At 73.2% G+C, this 18,514-nt stretch carries 22 protein-coding genes; 6 read left to right on the forward strand and 16 right to left on the reverse strand.

Going from position 1 to position 18,514, the window contains the following annotated elements:
- Positions 1-15 precede the first annotated feature (15 nt).
- From ACLBYB_RS03135 to ACLBYB_RS03155, 5 genes are all read right to left on the reverse strand, one after another.
- Positions 16-357 carry a hypothetical protein gene (locus ACLBYB_RS03135; RefSeq protein WP_447697820.1) on the reverse strand — a complete coding sequence of 114 codons (342 nt, stop codon included), beginning with the start codon at positions 355-357 and terminating at the stop codon, positions 16-18.
- Between the two features lie 41 nt (positions 358-398).
- Positions 399-1,910: a DUF2336 domain-containing protein gene (locus ACLBYB_RS03140; protein WP_447697821.1), complete on the reverse strand. Its 1,512-nt coding sequence runs from the start codon at positions 1,908-1,910 to the stop codon at positions 399-401.
- On the reverse strand, positions 1,907-3,016 hold the full coding sequence (locus tag ACLBYB_RS03145) for a lytic transglycosylase domain-containing protein (protein ID WP_447698135.1): 1,110 nt from the start codon (positions 3,014-3,016) through the stop codon (positions 1,907-1,909). The genes ACLBYB_RS03140 and ACLBYB_RS03145 overlap by 4 nt, the downstream gene beginning before the upstream one ends.
- 89 nt (positions 3,017-3,105) lie before the next feature.
- Positions 3,106-3,735 carry a flavin reductase family protein gene (locus ACLBYB_RS03150; RefSeq protein WP_447698136.1) on the reverse strand — a complete coding sequence of 210 codons (630 nt, stop codon included), beginning with the start codon at positions 3,733-3,735 and terminating at the stop codon, positions 3,106-3,108.
- A gap of 11 nt (positions 3,736-3,746) precedes the next feature.
- Positions 3,747-4,310 (reverse strand): nitroreductase family protein, encoded by a 564-nt coding sequence (locus tag ACLBYB_RS03155; protein WP_447697822.1) that lies wholly within the window; start codon positions 4,308-4,310, stop codon positions 3,747-3,749.
- A 153-nt stretch (positions 4,311-4,463) separates the two neighbouring features.
- On the opposite strand from ACLBYB_RS03155, the gene ACLBYB_RS03160 reads away from it, so the two are divergent.
- On the forward strand, positions 4,464-5,381 hold the full coding sequence (locus ACLBYB_RS03160; RefSeq protein WP_026604700.1) for a hypothetical protein: 918 nt from the start codon (positions 4,464-4,466) through the stop codon (positions 5,379-5,381).
- Between the two features lie 30 nt (positions 5,382-5,411).
- Here the strand turns inward: ACLBYB_RS03160 and ACLBYB_RS03165 are convergent, their stop codons facing one another.
- Complete coding sequence (locus ACLBYB_RS03165) at positions 5,412-6,299, reverse strand: DMT family transporter (RefSeq protein WP_447697823.1); 888 nt, start codon at positions 6,297-6,299, stop codon at positions 5,412-5,414.
- A 279-nt stretch (positions 6,300-6,578) separates the two neighbouring features.
- On the opposite strand from ACLBYB_RS03165, the gene ACLBYB_RS03170 reads away from it, so the two are divergent.
- The gene (locus ACLBYB_RS03170; RefSeq protein WP_020091631.1) at positions 6,579-6,977 is read left to right on the forward strand and encodes a PRC-barrel domain-containing protein; all 399 of its coding nucleotides are present in this window, start codon (positions 6,579-6,581) and stop codon (positions 6,975-6,977) included.
- A gap of 51 nt (positions 6,978-7,028) precedes the next feature.
- Here the strand turns inward: ACLBYB_RS03170 and ACLBYB_RS03175 are convergent, their stop codons facing one another.
- Positions 7,029-7,271: a hypothetical protein gene (locus ACLBYB_RS03175; protein ID WP_020091630.1), complete on the reverse strand. Its 243-nt coding sequence runs from the start codon at positions 7,269-7,271 to the stop codon at positions 7,029-7,031.
- Between the two features lie 281 nt (positions 7,272-7,552).
- On the opposite strand from ACLBYB_RS03175, the gene ACLBYB_RS03180 reads away from it, so the two are divergent.
- From ACLBYB_RS03180 to ACLBYB_RS03195, 4 genes are all read left to right on the forward strand, one after another.
- On the forward strand, positions 7,553-8,047 hold the full coding sequence (locus ACLBYB_RS03180; protein ID WP_056521565.1) for an HD domain-containing protein: 495 nt from the start codon (positions 7,553-7,555) through the stop codon (positions 8,045-8,047).
- Positions 8,048-8,155: 108 nt separating this feature from the next.
- Complete coding sequence (locus ACLBYB_RS03185; protein ID WP_447697824.1) at positions 8,156-8,362, forward strand: hypothetical protein; 207 nt, start codon at positions 8,156-8,158, stop codon at positions 8,360-8,362.
- A 120-nt stretch (positions 8,363-8,482) separates the two neighbouring features.
- Complete coding sequence (locus ACLBYB_RS03190; protein ID WP_020091627.1) at positions 8,483-8,740, forward strand: hypothetical protein; 258 nt, start codon at positions 8,483-8,485, stop codon at positions 8,738-8,740.
- Positions 8,741-8,834: 94 nt separating this feature from the next.
- Entirely contained in the window at positions 8,835-8,993 is a 159-nt protein-coding gene (locus ACLBYB_RS03195) for a hypothetical protein (RefSeq protein WP_170855131.1), read from the forward strand.
- Positions 8,994-9,176: 183 nt separating this feature from the next.
- Here ACLBYB_RS03195 and ACLBYB_RS03200 read toward each other — a convergent pair whose 3' ends face one another.
- From ACLBYB_RS03200 to ACLBYB_RS03240, 9 genes are all read right to left on the reverse strand, one after another.
- Positions 9,177-9,365 carry a hypothetical protein gene (locus ACLBYB_RS03200; protein WP_020091625.1) on the reverse strand — a complete coding sequence of 63 codons (189 nt, stop codon included), beginning with the start codon at positions 9,363-9,365 and terminating at the stop codon, positions 9,177-9,179.
- A 344-nt stretch (positions 9,366-9,709) separates the two neighbouring features.
- On the reverse strand, positions 9,710-11,398 hold the full coding sequence (locus tag ACLBYB_RS03205; RefSeq protein ID WP_447697825.1) for a methyl-accepting chemotaxis protein: 1,689 nt from the start codon (positions 11,396-11,398) through the stop codon (positions 9,710-9,712).
- A 227-nt stretch (positions 11,399-11,625) separates the two neighbouring features.
- On the reverse strand, positions 11,626-12,123 hold the full coding sequence (locus ACLBYB_RS03210; RefSeq protein WP_447697826.1) for a DUF3617 domain-containing protein: 498 nt from the start codon (positions 12,121-12,123) through the stop codon (positions 11,626-11,628).
- Positions 12,124-12,335: 212 nt separating this feature from the next.
- Positions 12,336-13,604, reverse strand: coding sequence for an MSMEG_0569 family flavin-dependent oxidoreductase (locus tag ACLBYB_RS03215; RefSeq protein ID WP_447697827.1), 1,269 nt, complete (start codon positions 13,602-13,604; stop codon positions 12,336-12,338).
- The gene (locus ACLBYB_RS03220; RefSeq protein WP_447697828.1) at positions 13,601-14,782 is read right to left on the reverse strand and encodes an MSMEG_0565 family glycosyltransferase; all 1,182 of its coding nucleotides are present in this window, start codon (positions 14,780-14,782) and stop codon (positions 13,601-13,603) included. Before ACLBYB_RS03220 ends, ACLBYB_RS03215 begins: the two co-directional genes overlap by 4 nt.
- Positions 14,779-15,774 (reverse strand): sll0787 family AIR synthase-like protein, encoded by a 996-nt coding sequence (locus tag ACLBYB_RS03225; protein WP_447697829.1) that lies wholly within the window; start codon positions 15,772-15,774, stop codon positions 14,779-14,781. Before ACLBYB_RS03225 ends, ACLBYB_RS03220 begins: the two co-directional genes overlap by 4 nt.
- Positions 15,771-16,313 carry an MSMEG_0567/Sll0786 family nitrogen starvation N-acetyltransferase gene (locus ACLBYB_RS03230; protein WP_447697830.1) on the reverse strand — a complete coding sequence of 181 codons (543 nt, stop codon included), beginning with the start codon at positions 16,311-16,313 and terminating at the stop codon, positions 15,771-15,773. Before ACLBYB_RS03230 ends, ACLBYB_RS03225 begins: the two co-directional genes overlap by 4 nt.
- The gene (locus ACLBYB_RS03235) at positions 16,313-17,416 is read right to left on the reverse strand and encodes an MSMEG_0568 family radical SAM protein (protein WP_091678853.1); all 1,104 of its coding nucleotides are present in this window, start codon (positions 17,414-17,416) and stop codon (positions 16,313-16,315) included. Before ACLBYB_RS03235 ends, ACLBYB_RS03230 begins: the two co-directional genes overlap by 1 nt.
- Positions 17,370-18,446 carry a Nit6803 family nitrilase gene (locus tag ACLBYB_RS03240; RefSeq protein WP_447697831.1) on the reverse strand — a complete coding sequence of 359 codons (1,077 nt, stop codon included), beginning with the start codon at positions 18,444-18,446 and terminating at the stop codon, positions 17,370-17,372. The genes ACLBYB_RS03235 and ACLBYB_RS03240 overlap by 47 nt, the downstream gene beginning before the upstream one ends.
- Positions 18,447-18,514: the final 68 nt, after the last annotated feature.

An 18,514-nucleotide genomic window follows, 5' to 3' on the forward strand; every position in this document is an offset into this window, starting at 1 on the left:
CTCGGATCTGAGCCGTCAGAGCACGAAACGCCCGAGCTCGTTCGCCGGGAAGGTTCGGAAGCGCCGGTATCCGCCCTGCACGGCCTGGGCGAGGGACGCGACGCCCGCGAGATCGCCCGCCTCGGCCCTGCGGGAATCCGCCTCGGTCAGGACGAGGCCCACCGTGATCGAGACCGCGCTGATCGCGACCGGCACGGCGAGAACGTGTCGGCCGGTCAGCCCGTCGGAGGCGACCACGTCGACCGCGTAGAGGCTGAACAGGTAGGTGCGCTCCGCGATCAGCGTCCGCGCCTCCGCCAGGACGTAGCGCGGCTCCTCCCCCGGCAGCCGGCGATATCGGGAGATGTCCGGTGCCATCGCTCCCCCGAGCGGCGAGCCTTGGCGGATTCAGGCGGCGATCAGGCGGCGATCCGCTCCGGCTTATCCTCGCTCGCGGCCGGCTCCGGCCCGGCGGGGTCCCGGCTGGCGCGGAATTGATCGAGGATGCTGTCGCCCAGACCGTCGAGCACGAGGTCGGTCGCGGCCTGGACCTCCGGGTCGACCTCCTCGGGCCGGTACCAGGCCAGGATCTGCTCGGGCAGCGCGTCGAGGATCGCGCCCACCGGGTTGACCGGCTCGGCCTCGGCAGGCCCGTCCGCGGCGTCGGCGATCGCCACGACGACCGGGGTCGCCGTATCGGTCTCCTCCGCGAAGGCGGTCCGGCGCTGGCTCTCCAGGGCGGCGCGCCACGCGGCGTCGGCGGCCTCGGCCTCCCGGCGGGCGGTCTCGCGCGCCAGCGCCTGGGCGGCGATGGCGCGGGCCACCTCGCGCGCCTCGTCGCGGGCCGCCTCGGCCTCGTAGCGGTTGAGCAGCGTGATGACCGGGTGCATGTCCGGATCCGACAGGTCGCCGCAGGCTCCGATGGCGGATTCGATGAGGCGCCGCGACAGGCCGGTGCCCCGGACCGGGGCCGCCGCGCGGGCGAGTTCCTGCCAGGCGGAGAGCGCCGCCTGCATCGCCGGCAGGAGCGCTTCGGGCAGCCCGGCGCGGTCGTGCAGGTCCGCGAACAGGCGCGGGTCGCGCATGGCCCGGGAGACCCCGGCATGATCCTGCCCCGACAGGTCGGCCAGGGCGGCGAGCGCGAAGTCCGTCCGGCCCGAGAGCACGGCGCGCAGGATCAGGCCCGCGGTCAGCTGCCGGGTCGCGCGCAGATGGGTCACCAGCCGCGTCACGGCGGCCGCGCCGAAGCCCTCGCAGGCCTCGAGCGCGACGCGCTCGCCGGCCTCGCGGCTCATCCGGTCCAAGCGCTCGGCGCCGAGCCAAGCGCGGTCAGTGACGAAGTCGGTGAGCGCCCGCGCCACCGCGATCCCGAGGGCATGGCGCACCTCCGGCGGCAGGTCGGCGCGGGCGAGGAGCGCCTCGCGCAGGGCGGCCTCGCCGCCGCGGCGCTCGATCATGCGCAGCATCCGGCCCGCGGTGATCTTCGCCGTCGGATTGGCCGCGAGTACGACGAGCGTGTCGGTCTCGCCGATCTCCGCCAGGGCGCCCGCGACCGCGTGCGAGAGGTGGTGCCGGGCGGCGATCACCGCGCGGGTGGCCTCGTCGCCGAGGGCGGCCGCGTCCACGAGGTCGGCGTCGGTGAGGACCGGCGAGCGGGCGAGCACCGGCCGCGCCACCTCGGGAACGTCGGAGGACAGAGCGACGACCAGCGGGCGCGGCGCCCGCGCCGAGGCCGCGCAGGTCTCGGCGAGCGCCCGGCGCACGAGCGGCGACGGGTCGTCGAGGAGCGCGAGCAGCGCTGTCTTGGCCTCCCAGGCCGCGTCGGCGCCCAGGTCGCCGTAGAGGTAGGTCCGGGCCAGCGTCGCGGTCGCCTCGGCCCGGCGCTCGGCCGAGGCGTCCTGCGTCCAGGCCAGAAAGTCGCGGATGATCATCGACCGCTCCGGGGGGCGAACAGGCTGGTCCTGCTGCCGGACATGGACGCCGCGGCCGCGAGGTCCGCGGGTCGGCGGGGCGGCAGCGGCGGATTGAGGAGGGCGGCGCCCGGCGGCGTCGCCGCCGGTCCGGCCGCTGCGCCCGTGACGGCACCCGTGATGGCACCCGTGACGGCGGGCTCCGCGACGGCGACGCGCGGTGGCGGCTCGGCGTCGGAGCGCGGGAAATAGGTCGGCGCCGCGTGCTGCACCGGCGCGGCGCTGTTGCGCGCCTGCCAGAGACGGGCCGCGGCGTCGGAGGCCGCGCCGCGCTGGTCCGTCTGGAACAGGCTGCGCAGGTCCGAGGTCCCGCCGAACGCGGTCGCCGCGCTGGCGTAGGCCGAGACGGCCTGCGGCGCCGCGGCGCCGTCCTGGCGCAGGCCGGTCAGGTCGGTGGCGGCGGCGCCCTGGGCCGCCGCCGAGAGGCTGGCATAGAGTTCGGCGGCGCTCCGCGGCCGGCCGGCGCGGTCGTAGAACAGCGCCCGGTTGGCACCGGCCGCCTCCGGCAGGTCGAGGGCGGCGGCGCGCTCGGGGAAGGCGCGGGCGGTCGAGATCAGGGCGGCCGCGCCCTTCGCGCCCAGCACGTGGGCCGCGTAGAGATCGCCCGCGGTCGGCTCGCGACCGAGGGCGCCCGTGAGGGCGTCGGCGTTCTGCTGGGTCAGCGCGCCGGCCAGCGTCGCGGAGATCTTGGGATCGCGGCGCAGGTCGAGGATCGCCTGCCGCTGGCTGGCGTCGGGAACCGTGTAGGTGCCGTCCGACTGCCGGGTGATCGCGTCGGCCTGCGCCTGCAGGCCGAGCCGCGGCCCGGCATTCTTCATCACGCCGAGCCAGGTCTGCTCGATGAACTGGAACAGGCCGGTGGCCGAGGAGGTGCCGGCCTTGGCGGCGGGATCGAGGGCGGATTCGCGCCGCGCCGTCGCCAGGAGATAGTCGAAGCCGACGCCGCTCGCCGTCGCTCCGTCGCGGATGGCCTGGACCACCGGCCCGGAGGCGGGCGTGCCCGGCAGCGCCCGCGCCTGGGGCGGCGGGTTCTCCGGTGGGCTCGACGGCGTGGTGAACAGGAACATCCGGGCGGGCACGGTGCTGGAGACCGCCCGAACCTGCGCCCGCTATGGTAAACAAGTCCTCAATCGGCCGCGCGCGACCGGTTCCTGTTTCAGGACCCGGTGAACTCCCCCGCGCCCTTCGGCCGGCGCATCTGGAAGCGCGTGTCGGCGGTGGCGTGGAAGTAGTCGAAGTACCCGCCGCGCATGATCGGGTGCATCGCCGCCGTATCGACCATTCCATCCGCGACGTACCGCTCGTCGACGTAGATCGACACCACCTGCCCGATCACCAGGAAGTTCTCCGCCTCCCCGCCCGAGAGGGGCACCAGCGGCAAGGTCTGGAGCCACCGGCACTCCAGGGCCGCCGGCGAGGCGGCCACGCGCGGCGGCCGCACCTTCTGCGAGGGCGCGGTCTCCAGGTTGGCGAAGGCGAACTCGCTCGTTCCGCGCGGCAGCGGCGCCGAGGAATCGTTCATCCCGTCGCGCAGGTCCCAGGTGGCGAGACTGCAGACGAACTCCCGGCCCTCCTCGGCGAAGGTCATCGCGTCCTTCCGGCCCGAGGAGGAGAACGCGACCATGTTGTCGGCCACGGCGTTGAAGAACGAGTAGGGCGCGAGGTTGAGCGCGCCCGCGCGGTTCATGGCGCTGATCCAGCCGATCGGTCGCGGCGCGACGATGGCCTTCAGCGGGTTGTGCGGGAGGGCGCGCGACTCGCGCGGCAGGTCGAGGTCGTAGTGCACGGCCGGTCCCTTCACAGGTAGGTGACGATCTCGTCGAGGGCCGGCCGCGGCCGGTCGGAGGGCACCTCGCGCGCCCGGCCGATATGGACGAAGCCGGCGAGCTTCTCGGTGGGCGCGAGGCCGAGGGCGTCGAGCACGCGGCGGTCGTAGGCGAACCACTCGGTCAGCCACGACGTGGCGAAGCCGGCGGCGTTCGCGGCGATCACGAGATTCATGGTGGCGGCACCGGCGGAGAGCACCTGCTCCCAGTCCGGGATCTTCACGTGCGGACCCGCCCGCGAGACCACCGCGACGACGACCGGCGCGTGGGTCAGGCGGGCGCGTTCCTGCGCGAGCCGCTCGGGCGTCGCGTCGGGATTGTCGGCCGCGAAGGTCGCCGCGATGACCTCGCCCACCTTCGCCCGGGCCTCGCCGGCGATGACGATGAAGCGCCAGGGCGCGAGCTTGCCGTGGTCGGGCACCCGCGACGCGGCCGTCAGGATGGTGTCCAGCTGCACCCTGTCGGGCCCGGGCTCGTCCAGCAGCGCCGGCGGCACCGAGCGTCGGGTCTTCAGGAGATCGAGGGTGGCGGTCATGCGCTCCGTCCCGGTATCGCGTCCCGACCGGGATGTGGCATGCGCGGGCCGCCGGTGGAAGAGCGGCCTTGCCGCCGCCACTGTCGGGAGTCAGAGGCAGGCCCGGACGATCCGGTGCCGCGACCGGCGAGACGAGCAGAGAAGGGCTGACCGATGCGCATGAGGCTTGCAGCGACCGCGCTGGCGATGCTCGCCGCCGGCCCGCCGGCCGCGCTCGCGCAGCAGGACCCGTTCCAGAACCGGCTCGGCGGCGCCCTGCCCTCACCGTCGATCACGACCCCGAACCTGCCGCCGTCCCTGCCCCCGGCCGAGCCGGACGCGCAGCTGTCCCTGTCGGCGCTCCTGTCGGGACCGGGCACGGCCCTGCGCCAGGGGCTCGCGTGGCGGATCTACGAGGATCGCGGCGACGGCACGCGGCCGTCGATCGTCGCCCGCTCGACCGAGGCCGAGCCGCATTTCACCCTCGCGCCGGGCGCCTACGTGGCGACCGTGACGTACGGCTTCGCCAGCGCCTCGAAGCGGATCGTGATGGGCGGGCAGCCGACGACCGACACGCTGCGGGTGGCCGCCGGCGCCCTGAAGCTCGCGGGCGCCGTGGGCGATCAGAAGATCCCGCCCGGTCAGGTGATGTTCTCGGTCTTCGTCCCGGTGGGGACCAATTCCGAGGGCCGGCTCGTGCGCGCCGGCATCAAGACCGGCGAGCTGCTGCGCCTGCCGGAGGGCACGTACCACGTCGTCTCGACCTACGGAGAATCGAACGCGATCCAGCGCGCGGACCTGCGCGTCGAGAACGGCAAGGTCACGGAGGCGACACTCAACCACCGCGCCGCGACGGTGACCCTGAAGCTCGTCGCCGCCCCCGGTGCCGAGGCCTTCGCGGGCACCGCCTTCTCGGTCCTGACCCCCGGCGGCGACACGATCCGCGAGGCGATCGGCGCCTTCCCGCAGGTCACCCTGGCGGAGGGCGACTACGTGCTGATCGCCCGCCACGACGGGCAGGTCTACACCCGGGAGTTCAAGGTCGAGAGCGGGCTCGACCGCGACATCGAGGTCGTGGCGAAGTCCGGCTGACGCTCCCGGGCCGACAACTCCGCGCCGTTCTCAGGCGAAGCGCCGCGCCAGCGCCACGCAGGCGGCCACGGCCAGGGCGGCGGCGATCATGGCGGGCTCGATGTGCTCGCCGAGGACCAGCGCGGCCACGCCGAGGCCCAGGAACGGCTGCAGCAGCTGCAGCTGGCCGACCGACGCGATGCCGCCACGCGCCAGGGCGCGGTACCAGAACACGAAGCCGATGAGCATGCTGAACAGCGCGACGTAGCCGAGTCCCGCCCAGGCCGGCAGCGGGATCGCCGCCAGCTCGGCCGGCCGGAGCAGCAGCGCGAGGGGCAGGCTCACGGGCAGCGACAGGACGGTGGCCCAGGCGATCACCTGCCAGCCGCCCAACCGGCGGGCCAGGACGCCGCCCTCGGCGTAGCCGAGCCCGCAGAGCAGGATCGCGGCCAGCATGAAGGCGTCGCCGTGACCCGGCGGACCGTCGAGCCCCCGCGCGGCGAAGCCGACCGTGACCAGCGCGCCGGTGATCGAGAGCAGCCAGAAGACCGGTGACGGTCGCTCGCCGGAGCGCAGCGCGCCGAACAGGGCGGTGGCGAGGGGCAGCAGGCCGACGAAGACGGTGCCGTGCGCGGCGCCGACCGTGCGCAGGGCCAGGGCGGTGAGGAGCGGGAAGCCGACCACGACGCCCGCCGCCACGATGGCGAGCGCCGGGAGATCGGTCCGGCGCGGGCGCGCCTGCCGGAGCGCCAGCAGGGCGGCCGCGCCGGCGAGGCCGGCGAGCGCCGCCCGGGCCGCGCTGAGAAACAGGGCGTCCATGCCGGTCAGCGCGAGGCGCGTCGCGACCAGCGACGCGCTGAAGATCGCGACCCCGATGAGGCCGTCCACCCAGGCGCCGGTCGCCGGTCCGCGCGTCGTCTCGATCACTCCCCCCGCCACGGATGTCCCCTCCCGATAGGTGCGGGTCCCGGCATGCCGTGCCGGGGCGCGGTCGGCCAGGAACGGTCGGGGCGCGGCCGGGCAATCTGTCCCGGTCGATCTTCGATACAGTTGGCCACCCCGTTCACCGCGCCGGAGCCTCGTGAGGGGCCTCGCCGCGCGGGTCGCGCGCCGGCCGAAGGTTCCATGTTCCGCGCATTAACATTTCCGTGCAGTCGCGGAACGATGCGCCCGAGGCGGCCATTTCAGACCACCCATACCGGGCCACTGGAGTACACCATGCGCCGCCTCGTCATCGCCGCCTTCGCCGCCGCCGCCCTCGCCGGGCCCGCGCTCGCCGCCAACGAGGCGCCGCAGACGGTCGCGCCCAAATTCGAGACCGTGCCGCAGGACGCGGTGCTCAGCTACAACCTCATCGGTCTCAACGTGACCGACGCGCAGAACAACACAGTCGGCGAGATCAAGGACCTCGTGATCGATCACGGGAAGCTGGCCGGTTACATCGTCTCGGTGGGCGGCTTCCTCGGCCTGGGCGAGCGCTACGTCGCGGTCTCGCCGAGCTCGATCGCGCTCGGCTACGACGCCGACGCGAAGAAGTGGAAGGCCATCATCGGCGCCAGCAAGGACCAGCTGAAGGCGGCGCCGGAGTTCAAGTACGAGGGCAAGTTCAAGCGCTGAGGCGCACCGCCGCGGCCGGGCCCAGCGCCCGGCCGACCCGGCGCCCCGCACTCAGACGGAGGCGTCGAGGGCCTGTCGCGCCAGGCGGGCGACGAGGGCCTCCCGCTTGGCTTGGCGCAGCACGATCCGCGCCGCGGCCCGCGCGTTGGACGCGCGCAGCTCGGCCCGCGGGCCGCCATCGCGCAGGGCGCGCCACGCCAGCGCGCGGAACCAGCGGACGTTGGCCAGCGCCGCCGCCCTGCGGCTCAGCGGCCCGCCGACATCCAGCGGCTTCTCGAGTGTTCCGGACGTCATGGTCTCGATCCTGAAGCGCGACTCGCCGCTTGTCCGATTATGGAACAACAGGTGGCGATTCCACGGGAGCTGAGCAATAGTGTTGCCAACGTGAACTTTTGAATCGAGCGCGAAGACTGCGCATCCACGAAATGAGGTAGTCCCGCCCCGGGACGGCACCGGGCGACGGGGCACCGCGCGGCGGGCGATCCTGCGGGAACGCCGCGGCGGGGACCCGACTTCCCGCAACGGGAAGCCGGTGCGGCGCCGATCCGGGCCGGTCGATCTGGAGAGCCGGTCGCGTGCCGACGATTTTCGATGCCCATACCTTCGCCCTCACGGCGCATGCGGGTCAGCTCGACAAGGGCGGCGAGCCGTGCATGCGGCACCTGGAACGCGTCGCGAACGCCGCCCAGACCCGGGCCGGTCACGCCCGACTCATCGACGGGCTCGACATCGACCCGATGCGAGTCATGCAGGCGGCGCTCCTGCACGATGTGCTGGAGGACACGCCGCGCACGGCGGCGGACCTCCGCGCCGCCGGCTTCGAGGCCGACATCGTCGAGACGGTGACGCTTCTCACGAAGCCGCAGAGTCGGATCGCGTATTCCGAGCGGATCACCACCCTGATCGCGGCCGGCAACCTCGCCGCGCTGCTGATCAAGATGTCCGATACCGAGGACAACCTCTGCCCGACCCGGATCCCGCCCAACGCCGCGTTCCTGCGCGAGCGCTACGCGACGGCATTCGAGCGCCTGAAGGCGGCGGCGGCGACGCGCGGGTACACCGGCCGCTGAGCACCAACCCAGGCGGGGAACATTCGCGCGAGCGTCCGGTAGATCCTGCAACGCCCGGGCTGTCCGCCGAGGTTCCGGACCCGGGGATGTGAGGCCGGAGAAGCGCCGATGACACCGTCGACCCGTTCACCCGCCGCGATCAGCGACGAGGGGCGCCACGCTCGCGACCGCGGCGATCCGATCACCGCCAACCCCTATCCGGCGGATTCGGAATCCTGGGCCACCTGGGATCGCGGCTACCGGATGCCCGACGAGCAGGCGCGCGCCGCCAGCCCGGCTGCGGTCCGGGAGGACGCGCCACCGGAAGCATCGTGATCCGGGACCCGTGCCGGGCGGTCGGCGACGCGGTCGGAACAGCGGCGGTGGCGCGGGGTTGCCCGCACAACCGGTAACGGCTCCGCGAGCGCGATTGCCGGACCGAGAGGGAGATCCGCCATGAAGGTCACGAGTCTCGCCATCGCCGCCCTCCTCGCGGCCGCGATTCCCGCCACGGCAGCAGAGAATGCCGGCAGCGCGACCAGCCGGTCGGGCACGGCCAACAGCACCGGCCCGAGCGACGCGGGGTCCGGCTCGACACCCGGCGCCGCCGGGAGCGGCCCGTCGACCGGCTCGATGAGCCGCTCCGGCACGACGAACAGCACCGGCCCGAACGATGCCGGATCCGGCTCCAAGCCGCCGGCTGGCGGCCGCTGACGGGACCGCGTCGCGCAGCGAGCGGCGCGGAGATCCTGTTTGGCGATAGCGCCAAACAGGATCTCCGCGCCCTCACACGCTACAGGGAGGATCCATGCCGGCACGCACCCGCATCGCACTCGCCGCCCTTCTGCTGCTCGGCCTCGCCGCCTGCGACGACAAGCAGGCGCAGAACAACACGCCGACGAAACCCGACTCCACCAAGATGGAGCCGCAGACCGACCAATCGGCGCCGAACACGCAGAAGCGCTAGAGCCGTTCCCGAACGGGGCAGGTGCGGACGGGGACGCTCGCCGAGCCGCCGCTGTTCGTGGCGCTGGTCCCTTCCCTCTGTGGGAGGCTACACGTCTCTGCGGTCCGACCGGGGAACCCGATCATCCGGACCGTCGCGACACCTCCGGGGTCGGCACCGGTGACGGCCGAGCATCCCGGGCGGTCAAGTCCGGATCGGCGAGGGACTTGTCTCGGATTGGCCGGTGGTTGCGCCGGTCGGCGGATCGCCGGACGGGTCGGCGATCAGCGGTACGGCGGCGCCGAAGCCGAGAGCGGCCTCGACGAGGATATCGTCGAGCGCGTCCGCGACCCACACGGCGCCGTCGAGGACGGATGTCAGGATTCGAGTCATCGGCACCTCCCTCCCGCATCCCGGGTCGCCGCCGCCGGACGGCGGCGACCCGGGATGCGGTCTTCAACCGGTTCGCACCCGCCGTCTCAGACGAAGTGCATCGGGAGGGCGCGATCCAGGATCTCGACGTAGGTCCCGGCGAGAACCGCGACGGTGGCGGCGGCGACGGCCGTGGCGAGGGCGAAGCGGGCAACGAGGGTCATCGAAGTCTCCATCAGGTCCGCGACTGTGTTCGCGGTGTGACCCTGATGTAAGCTCAAGCTTTCACCGCCGAGGTGCTGCGGCACACCCCGGCAGTGAACTGGACCGCGAGGCCTATATCGCCGGGCTCCTCAGTCGGCGCTTCAGGCGGCGCGCACGGTCGCGAGGAACCGTCCGACCTCGGCGGACAGGTGCTCGGACTGGCGCGACAGCTCCGAGGCCGCGCCGAGAACCTGGCTCGCCGCCGCGCCGGTCTCCTCCGCGGCGCCGGCCACGCCGGCGATGTTGCTGGTCACCTCGCCGGTGCCCTGCGCGGCCTGGGTGACGTTGCGGACGATCTCCTGCGTCGCCGCGCCCTGCTCCTCGACGGCGGCCGCGATCGAGGTGGCGACGCTGTTGATCTCGCGGATGCGCCCGGTGATCGTCCCGATGGCGGAGACCGCCTGACCGGTCACGCCCTGGATCCGGCCGATCTGACTGGAGATCTCCCCGGTCGCGCGGGCGGTCTGCTCCGCCAGCGCCTTCACCTCGGAGGCGACGACCGCGAAGCCGCGGCCCGCCGCGCCCGCGCGGGCGGCCTCGATCGTGGCGTTCAGCGCCAGGAGATTGGTCTGACCGGCGATCGAGGAGATCAGGCCCACCACGTCGCCGATCTTGGCGACGGCGCCGCTGAGTTCCTGCACGAGGGCGCCGGTCTCGTCCGCCTCGCCGGCGGCGGAGCGGGCCAGCTCGGCCGAACCCTGGACCTGGCGCCCGATCTCCTGGACGGAGGCGCCGAGTTCCTCGGCGGCGGCCGCGACGGTGCTGACGTTCGAGGCAGCCTCCTCGGCGGCGGCCGCGACCGCCCCCGACTGCGCCGAGGTCTGGCCTGCCATGGCCGACATGGAGCCGGCGGTGGCCTGCAGCTCGGTCGCGGAGGCCGAGACCTGCCCGACGATGCCGCCGACCGCCGCCTCGAAGCTGTCGGCCATCTGGCGCATGCCGATCCGGCGCTGCTCCTCGGCGGCGAGGCGCGCCTGCGCGGTCTCGGCCTCCAGCGCCTTCATCTGGATAAGGCCCTGCTTGAACACCGCGACGGCCGACGCGATGGTGCCGATCTCGGTCTTCTCGCCCTGATGCGGGATCTCGGCCGACAGGTCGCCGGCGATCAGCGCCTGCATCGGCCGCACCACCGCGGCGATGCCGCGGGTGACGCCGAGGACGATGATCACGCCCGACAGAGCGGAGACCGCCACGGCGAGAGCGATCGAGACGAGGCTCACCGTCCAGGTCTCGTTGAAGACGGCGGTGCCCTGGGCCTGCGCGGCATCGGCGCCGGCGTTGTTGATGGCGATCAGCTTCTCGAGGGCCTTGGAGGCGGCGCGGCGCGGGATGAGGCCCTTCGTCTCGTAGAGCTGATAGGCCTCGGTCTTCTTCCCGGCGCGCGACAGGTCGACGACGTCGTTGCGCACCGCCTTGAAGGTCTGCGATTCCTGGTTGAACGCGTCGAAAAGCGACCGCTCTTCGGGCGAGCTGAGCAGGCCCTTGTAGACGGCGACCCGGTCGGCCAGCTTCCGGTCGAAGCTGTCCATATCCTTCTCGATGCTGGCGAGCAGCGCCGGATCGGTCGCCTGCGTGTGCCGCAGGAGAAGGCCGCTGCTGCGGGCGGTCAGCGTGTCGATCTCGCCCAGCGCCCGGATGCTCGGCAGCCAGTTCGTATCGATCTCGACCGCCTGCTCACGCAATTTGCGCGTACTCACGAGCCCGAGCACGCCGAGCCCGATCACGAAAACGGTCAAGACCGAGAAGGCCACGACCAGCTTTGTACGAATGGAGACACTCTGTAGCGACACGGCGGCCTCGACGCAGCCGAATAGAACAATTCCGCAGCTGCACGGCGCATGATTAGCGAAATGTATTTAATATCCGCTAATCAGACCTTCCCCTGCCTCGCGGGCTGTCGCTCGCCGTCTCACGGAGGGATGCCGGTTTCGCGGCATGGATCTCCGCGGCGGCGCCCAGGGGGACGCGGGGCGGCACCCGACGGGCTCGCCCGCGCCCGAGGCGCCTGCCGTTATGCCTATCGGGCCGCCGGTTGGGGCATCTTCACGATCTTGCCGTCGGGCAGGATGATGTCGCCCGGGCTCTGTCCGGCCGCGCAGGGACCGATGTAGGTGGCGTCGATCACCATCTGGCGTCGCACGGGCTCCTTGGCGTTCGGCATGCCGGTCAGCGTCGTATCCACCTCCATGTGGATCTTACTGTTGAAGTCGCCGCTGATCTCGGTCGTGCCCGCGGCCGAGATCGGGCCGAGCTTGCACTCGGTCTCGCCCTTGTAGCCGGTGCTCGTCTTGACGATGGTGCGCTTCGCGCAGTTCTGGCCGCCCCCGAACGCGGCTTGCGCGATCTGATCGGTCTTCTCGTCGATGCATTGACGCGTGGTCGTGTTGCCGTCGGGCGACGTGGTCTTGCTCTCCCACAGGCCGGCCTTGCGTGCCGGCAACGTCTCGGCGGAGGCCACACTGGTCATCACGGACAGAATCGCCGCAATCCCGATACCGACGGTACGTGCTCGCATGGATGATCCCTGGCTCTGACGCGACTCAGGCGCCGCAACGGGGCGTGGCTAACCGATGCGATACAGGCGAACAAGTCGATCCTGGACCAGCGTTCGCTCCGGAACACTGGAGGGGATCGGCACTTCGGCCGCGGATACCCGGCTTGAGCGGTCCGAATGTCAGGATGACTGAGGGGAGGTTTCGCCCGGGTTCGACCGGATGATGATCCGGCTCACACCGCCCGCTTCAGGCCGACCGCACCGGCGCCGAGGCGCGCCTCGATCACCTGCACGATGTACTCGGCGTCGCGGCCGACCGCGCCGAAGCGCCCCGAGCCCCACGTGTTCAGCCAGGGCAGGCCGATGAAGGAGATGCCCGCCTCGGCCGTGACGCCGCGCCTGTGCTTCGGCTGGCCGGCGCCGTTGAACACGGACGCGTCGAGCCACCGGAAATCCGGCGCGAAGCCGATGCACCAGACCACGCTGGCGATGCCGGCCCCTTCGAGGGGGAGCGCGGTGACCGGCTCGCCCGGCTCCCAGACCGGCGCGTAGGGCGCCTGGACCGGCGCCGCGATGCCGGCCGCGTCGATATGGGCATCGATGGCCGCGTTGATGCCGTTGTAGGTCCGGTCGGCCTGGTCGAGCGCGGGCCGGAGGTTGTCCCGGAAGCGGAGGGCGCCCGCCGCGTAGTCCTCGAGGACTCCGTAGAGCGCCATGCCCTCCAGGGCGAAGCGGCGCAGGTCGATGTCCCGGCCGCCGTCGCGACCGGTCACGTAGTGGTTGGTGTTGTCCCGGACGCCGTCGCGCAGCGGGTGATCGTCGACGGTCTTCTCGTAGTAGCCCATGTCGGCGAGCCACGCGACGACGTCGCGGCCGCGGTAGAAGCGGGCGCAGCGGGGTGCGTCGCCCACGGCGAGATGCACCTCCCGTCCGGCGAGATGCAGGTCCTCGGCGATCTGCGCGCCGGACTGCCCCGAGCCGACGACCAGGACCGCGCCGTCGGGCAGCTGCGCCGGGTTCCGGTACTGATTCGAGTGGATCTGGGTGATCGCGGGCGGCAGCTTCTCGGCCATGCGCGGGATGATCGGCGTGTGGTAGCCGCCAGAGGCCACCACGATCTCGTCCGCGGTGTAGTCGCCCTCCGAGGTCCGGACCGCGAACACGCCGTCGTCGCGCCGCGCCACGCGCGTGACCGCCACGCCCTCGCGGAGCGGCGGCCGCACCTTGGCGACGAAGGCCTTCAGGTAGGCGACGATCTCGTCCTTCCTCATGAACCCATCCGGGTCCGGCCCGTCGTAGGGGTGGCCCGGCAGGTCGCACTGCCAGTTCGGGGTGACGAGGCAGAACGTGTCCCAGCGCTGCGTCGCCCAGGTGTGCGCGGCCGTGTGCTTCTCGAAGACGAGGTGCGCGATGCCGCGCTGCTTCAGGTGGTAGCTGACCGAGAGGCCGGCCTGGCCGCCGCCGACGACGGCGACGGGAACGTGACGGGTCGTTGTCGTCATGGCTGCAACTCCGTGAAGGCTGCCGCGCCGCGGGCGCAGGCGGCGTAGGCGTCGCGGTGACGCGTCGCGCAGGCGCGCCAGGAATGGGCGGCCGCGCGCTCCAGCCCCGCCGCCCGCAGGCGGGCGCGGGTCCGCGGCTCCAGCGCCGCCGCCATGGCGGCGGCGATGCCGTCGGGGTCGGCGGGGTCGACGAACAGCGCGTCGGCCGGCGTCAGGTACTCGGTGAAGGGCGGCCGGTCGGAGACGATCGCCGGCGTTCCGCAGGCCATGGCCTCCAGAACGCAGAGGCCGAACCCCTCGGTCCAGGACGGGAAGGCCAGCAGGTCCGCGGTCCGGTAGAGCGCCGGCATGTCGGCCTGCGCGACGGGCCCCGTCTCGATGACGGCCGCGCCGCGGCCCACCTCCAGACCCGCGGCGACGAGGGCCGCGCGGCAGCGTTCGCGGTAGCCGGCGTGGTCGAGGAGCGAGGCTCCGCCCGCGACGACGAGCTGGGCGTGCGGGTGGCGCGTCCGCAGGCGCGCGAACCCCGCGATGATGCCGAGGCTGTTCTTGCGCTCCTCGAGGCCGCCGACGCTGAGGACGATCGGCCCCGCGCCGAGCCACCAGCGCGCCCGCAGAGCCGCGTCGCCCTCCGCGGCCGCGGGGCGATAGACCGACAGGTCGACCCCGTTGCCGACGATCCCGGCCTCGGCGCCGATCGCGTCCCGGATCCAGTCGGCCCACAGGCGGCTGACGCAGAGCAGCCGGCCGGCCTCGCGGATCGCGCGGTCCTGCCAGCCCGCGAGCACGGGGTCGGCGAAGCTGTCGACGTGGTGGACGGTCCGGACGAAGCCCGGGATCAGGCGCCGGTGCTTCAGGGTCGCGAGGGCGTTGCCGCCGATGCCGTCATGGGCGTGGAACACGTCGAAGTCGCGGGCCGCCGGGCTCGCGAAGTGGCGCAGGTAGTCGTTGATGCGGGCCCGCACGAGGTCGACCGTCCCGCCCGCGACCGGCTCGGCGGCGACCGCCACGGTCGCGCAGGACGCGTCCCGGAAGAACCCGCGGCCGGACGGGTCGGGCGCGTGGACCACCGCCGCGTGACCGAGTTCGCACAGCGCCTCGGCGAGGGCGAGGCAGTGGGCGACCCCGCCCCGCGGGTTGGTGGAGTGGGTCAGGAGGGCGACGCGCAGCGCCTTCACGGCGTCGCCCCCGGGCCGTCCCTGCCGCAGCCGATCAGTGGGCCGGCGGCGAAGTCCCACACGACGGCCTCGGCGCCCGAGGCGTCCCGCACCCGGACAGCCCGGCCGGCGTCGAGGCCCCCGATCCGGGCCGCCGCGATGCCGCGCTCGGCGAAGCGCGCGGTGACGGCCGCCGTGCGGTCGGGGCGGACGCTCACGAGGTAGCCGAAGCTCGGGAACGCCGTCAGCCAGCGCGCGAGCGGGACGTGGTCGGGCCGCGGGATCGCGTCGAGGTCGATGACGCCGCCGACGGCGGAGCATTCGAGCAGCATCAGCGCCGTGCCGACGATGCCCGCCATGCTGATGTCCTTGGCGGCGCCGGCCAGGCCGTCCTCGGCGAGGCCCGGCAGCAGGGCGAGGTCGCCGCGCAGCCGCGCGCCCGGCGCGCCGGTGGAGGCGTCCCAGTAGGGGTGCGGATCGCGGAAGCGCCCGCGCAGGTCGATGGCGGCGACGAGGTCGTCGCCGGGCGCGGCGTCGAAGCTCGTCAGCAGGCGCGGTCCCGCCCGGCCGAGCACCGCGACCGCGAGGTTGCCGGCGGCCGCGCGGGTGTTGGTGTGGCCGCCGACCACCGGGACGCCGTAGAGCGCGGCGGCGTCGGACAGGCCGGCCAGGATCGGGTCTGCGGCCCCGGCGTCCCGGGCCCAGAGGGCGTCGACGACGGCGAGCGGGCGCCCGCCCATGGCGGCGACGTCGCTCAGGTTGACCATGATCCCGCAATAGCCCGCGAAGTACGGATCGTCGGCCACGAAGCTGTCGAGGAAGCCCTCGATGGCCAGCAGCAGGTGCCCGTCGCCGTCGGGGATCGCCGCGCAATCGTCGCCGACCGGCACGGCCGCGTGCCGGCTCCCGAGCCGGAGCCGCCGCACCACGGCGTCAATGTCGCGCTTGTGGCCGACCCCGCGGGCCTCGCGGATCTGGCGGGCCAGCGCCCGGACGTCGATCCCGGCGGTCACGCGGACCTGCGGAAGGTGAGGAGGCCGTGCTCGGGATCGTGCATCGGGGGGTAGGCCGCGAGGTCCGCCTCCATCAGGCGGTGGGGCCGCCCGTGCAGGTCCAGCGCGTCGAGGCTCTCCCAGTGCAGGGCCTCGAACAGCGCGACGTTGCCCTCTTGGACATGCGCGAGGAAGCGGGTGCAGCCCCGCGCGTGGGCCGAGGACACCGCGACCCGGATGAGGCCGGTGCCGAGGGCGGCGGCGCTGCGGTAAGGCTTGGCGACGGCGAGGCGCGAGCCCCACCACGTTCCCGGGCGCGCGCCGTCTTCGTGGATCCGCACGGTGCCGACGACGGCGTCCGCGTCGCCGCCGAGCGTCGAGAGGGCGCAGATCGGGACGGCGTGCGCGTCGATCGCGTCGCGGTCGTCCTCGGCGAAGATCCCCTGCTCCGCGCAGAAGACCTGCCGCCGCAGGGCGGCGCAGGCGCGCCGCTCCCACGGCGCGACCGCGACCTTCACCCGGAAGTGACTGGGCCGGTACGGCGGAACGGGGTCGAACATCAGGCCGCCTCCCCGGCGCGCTCGTAGGTGGAAAGCGCCGAGCAGGCACCGCACCGGCCGCAGCCGGCCTTGATGTCGGTGGAGCGGAGGTTCGCCCGCCCCAGCATCTCCGCGAGCGGCTTCAGGACGGCGTGCATGAAGTCGGGCCCGGGGGCCGGATGGCTCTCCAGCGGCGTGCCGGAGATCGGCACGAAGGGCACCACGAACGGGTAGACGCCCATCCCGATCAGCCGGTCGGCCATCGCGAGGATCGCCTCCGGCGCGTCGCCGAGGCCGGCGAGGATGTAGGTGGAGACCTGGCCGCGCCCGAAGACCGGGACAGCGGCCGCGAAGGCGTCGTAGTACCGCTCCAGCGGCACGCCCGCCTTGCCGGGCATGATCCGCGCCCGCACCTCGGGCGTGACGGCCTCGAGATGCATGCCCAGCGCGTCGATGCCCGAGGCCTTCATCCGCTCGAACCAGCGGTCGTCGTCGGGCGGCTCGCACTGGGCCTGGATCGGCAGGTCGACGGCCGCCTTCACCGCGAAGGCGCTCTCACACAGGATCGCGGCGCCGCGGTCGGTGGCGTTCGGCGTGCCGGTGGTCATGACCATGTGCTTCACGCCGTCGAGCAGCACGGCGGCGCGGGCGACCTCGGCGAGCTGCTCGGGCGTCTTGCGGGCCACCGTGCGGCCGGCCGCCAGCGATTGGCCGATCGAGCAGAACTGGCAGGTCTTCGCGCGGCTCTGGTAGCGGATGCAGGTCTGCAGCACCGTGGTGGCCAGCACGTCGCGCCCGTGCAGGACGGCGATCTTCGCGTAGGGCACGCCGTCGAAGGTGGAGAGGGCATAGAAGCGCGGGCGGCCCGGGAAAGTGACGTGGCCGACCACGACGCCCGCGTGCTCGATCACCGCGATCCCGTCCGCGTCCGGCGGGCGCACCAGGAAGGGCGAGTCGAAGGCGGCCTCGGTGTGGACCGGCACCATCACGGTGCGGCCCGCGATGGTCATCGCCTTGTGGTCCGAGGGGCCGGCGCCGCCGCGGCGGCTCGGCGCGCCGGCGCGGCTGTCGGCGAGCCTAACGCCGCAGGATTGCAACGCGTTGATCAGGCGCTCCGTCGGCATCCCGATCAGGCCCGTCGGGGCCGTCGGGGATATGGGACGGCGCGTCGGAAGCGGGCTGCTGCTCATGGTCGGGGCTCCGGGGGGCGGTCTGCGAACGGGCCGGCCGCTGCACGAAGGCGGCCGGGCGGTCGTCGTGGAGCAGGCTGAGGAGCTCCGGCCGCGCGTAGTGGCCGACCGAGTCCATCATCCGCTTGCGCTTGGTCACCAGCGCGAGATCCATGTCGGCGATCAGGATGCCCTCGCCCGGTCCCAGGGGATCGGCGAGGTGCTTGCCCTCGGGCGACACGATGGCGGTGCAGTTCCCGCCGCGGCAGGCGCCGCGCAGGCGCTCGTCCGGGCAGACCTGCGCGACCTGCGCGTCGGTGAGCCAGCCGGTGGCGTTGACCACGAAGCAGGCCGCTTCCAGGGCGTGGTGGCGGATCGTCACCTCCATCTGGTCGGCGAAGATCTGGCCGACGAGGGAGCCCGGGAACTGCGCGGCGTGGATCTCCTCGTGGCCCACCATCAGGGCGTAGCGGGCGAGCGGGTTGTAGTGCTCCCAGCAGGCGAGCGCCCCCACGCGGCCGACCGCCGTCTCCACCACGGCGAGGCCGGCGCCGTCGCCCTGCCCCCAGATCATGCGCTCGTGGTAGGTCGGCGTGATCTTCCGGCGCTTGAGCTTCAGGGCGCCGTCCGCGTCGAAGATCAGCTGCGCGTTGTAGAGCGATCCGTGATCGCGCTCGTTGACCCCGACCACGATCACGGCCCCGTGGCGCCGCGCGGCCGCGGAGACCGCCTGCGTCACCGGACCCGGCACGGCGACCGCGCGCTCGTAGAGGCGCAGGTGCTCGGGCCCCTGGAGCGCGGGCGGGAGAACGAACGAGAAGTAGGGATAGTAGGGCACGAAGGTCTCGGGGAAGACCATGAAGCGCGCGGCCTTGGCGGCGGCCTCGTCGACGGCGTTGAGCACGCGCTCCAGGGTGCCGTCCGGGCGGTCGAGGTCCGGCGCGATCTGGATCGCGGCAGCCCGCACGATCTGGGTCTCTGACATGGGTGGTCCTCCGGCTGAGCCAGCGGCTGCGCGCGTCGCGCGCGGCCGCCGGGGGCGTTGGCGCGGCC

The sequence above is a fragment of the Methylobacterium sp. D54C genome (genome assembly GCF_053345595.1).

Excerpts from the sequence above, each read along its gene's own strand:
- ACLBYB_RS03210 (WP_447697826.1), bottom strand. The coding sequence starts at position 12,123 with ATGCGAGCACGTACCGTCGGTATCGGGATTGCGGCGATTCTGTCCGTG.
- ACLBYB_RS03160 (WP_026604700.1), top strand. The coding sequence starts at position 4,464 with ATGCGCATGAGGCTTGCAGCGACCGCGCTGGCGATGCTCGCCGCCGGC.
- ACLBYB_RS03190 (WP_020091627.1), top strand. The coding sequence starts at position 8,483 with ATGAAGGTCACGAGTCTCGCCATCGCCGCCCTCCTCGCGGCCGCGATT.
- ACLBYB_RS03140 (WP_447697821.1), bottom strand. The coding sequence starts at position 1,910 with ATGATCATCCGCGACTTTCTGGCCTGGACGCAGGACGCCTCGGCCGAG.
- ACLBYB_RS03185 (WP_447697824.1), top strand. The coding sequence starts at position 8,156 with ATGACACCGTCGACCCGTTCACCCGCCGCGATCAGCGACGAGGGGCGC.
- ACLBYB_RS03230 (WP_447697830.1), bottom strand. The coding sequence starts at position 16,313 with ATGTTCGACCCCGTTCCGCCGTACCGGCCCAGTCACTTCCGGGTGAAG.
- ACLBYB_RS03155 (WP_447697822.1), bottom strand. The coding sequence starts at position 4,310 with ATGACCGCCACCCTCGATCTCCTGAAGACCCGACGCTCGGTGCCGCCG.
- ACLBYB_RS03145 (WP_447698135.1), bottom strand. The coding sequence starts at position 3,016 with ATGTTCCTGTTCACCACGCCGTCGAGCCCACCGGAGAACCCGCCGCCC.
- ACLBYB_RS03215 (WP_447697827.1), bottom strand. The coding sequence starts at position 13,604 with ATGACGACAACGACCCGTCACGTTCCCGTCGCCGTCGTCGGCGGCGGC.
- ACLBYB_RS03200 (WP_020091625.1), bottom strand. The coding sequence starts at position 9,365 with ATGACTCGAATCCTGACATCCGTCCTCGACGGCGCCGTGTGGGTCGCG.
- ACLBYB_RS03240 (WP_447697831.1), bottom strand. The coding sequence starts at position 18,446 with ATGTCAGAGACCCAGATCGTGCGGGCTGCCGCGATCCAGATCGCGCCG.
- ACLBYB_RS03235 (WP_091678853.1), bottom strand. The coding sequence starts at position 17,416 with ATGCCGACGGAGCGCCTGATCAACGCGTTGCAATCCTGCGGCGTTAGG.
- ACLBYB_RS03170 (WP_020091631.1), top strand. The coding sequence starts at position 6,579 with ATGCGCCGCCTCGTCATCGCCGCCTTCGCCGCCGCCGCCCTCGCCGGG.
- ACLBYB_RS03195 (WP_170855131.1), top strand. The coding sequence starts at position 8,835 with ATGCCGGCACGCACCCGCATCGCACTCGCCGCCCTTCTGCTGCTCGGC.
- ACLBYB_RS03135 (WP_447697820.1), bottom strand. The coding sequence starts at position 357 with ATGGCACCGGACATCTCCCGATATCGCCGGCTGCCGGGGGAGGAGCCG.
- ACLBYB_RS03175 (WP_020091630.1), bottom strand. The coding sequence starts at position 7,271 with ATGACGTCCGGAACACTCGAGAAGCCGCTGGATGTCGGCGGGCCGCTG.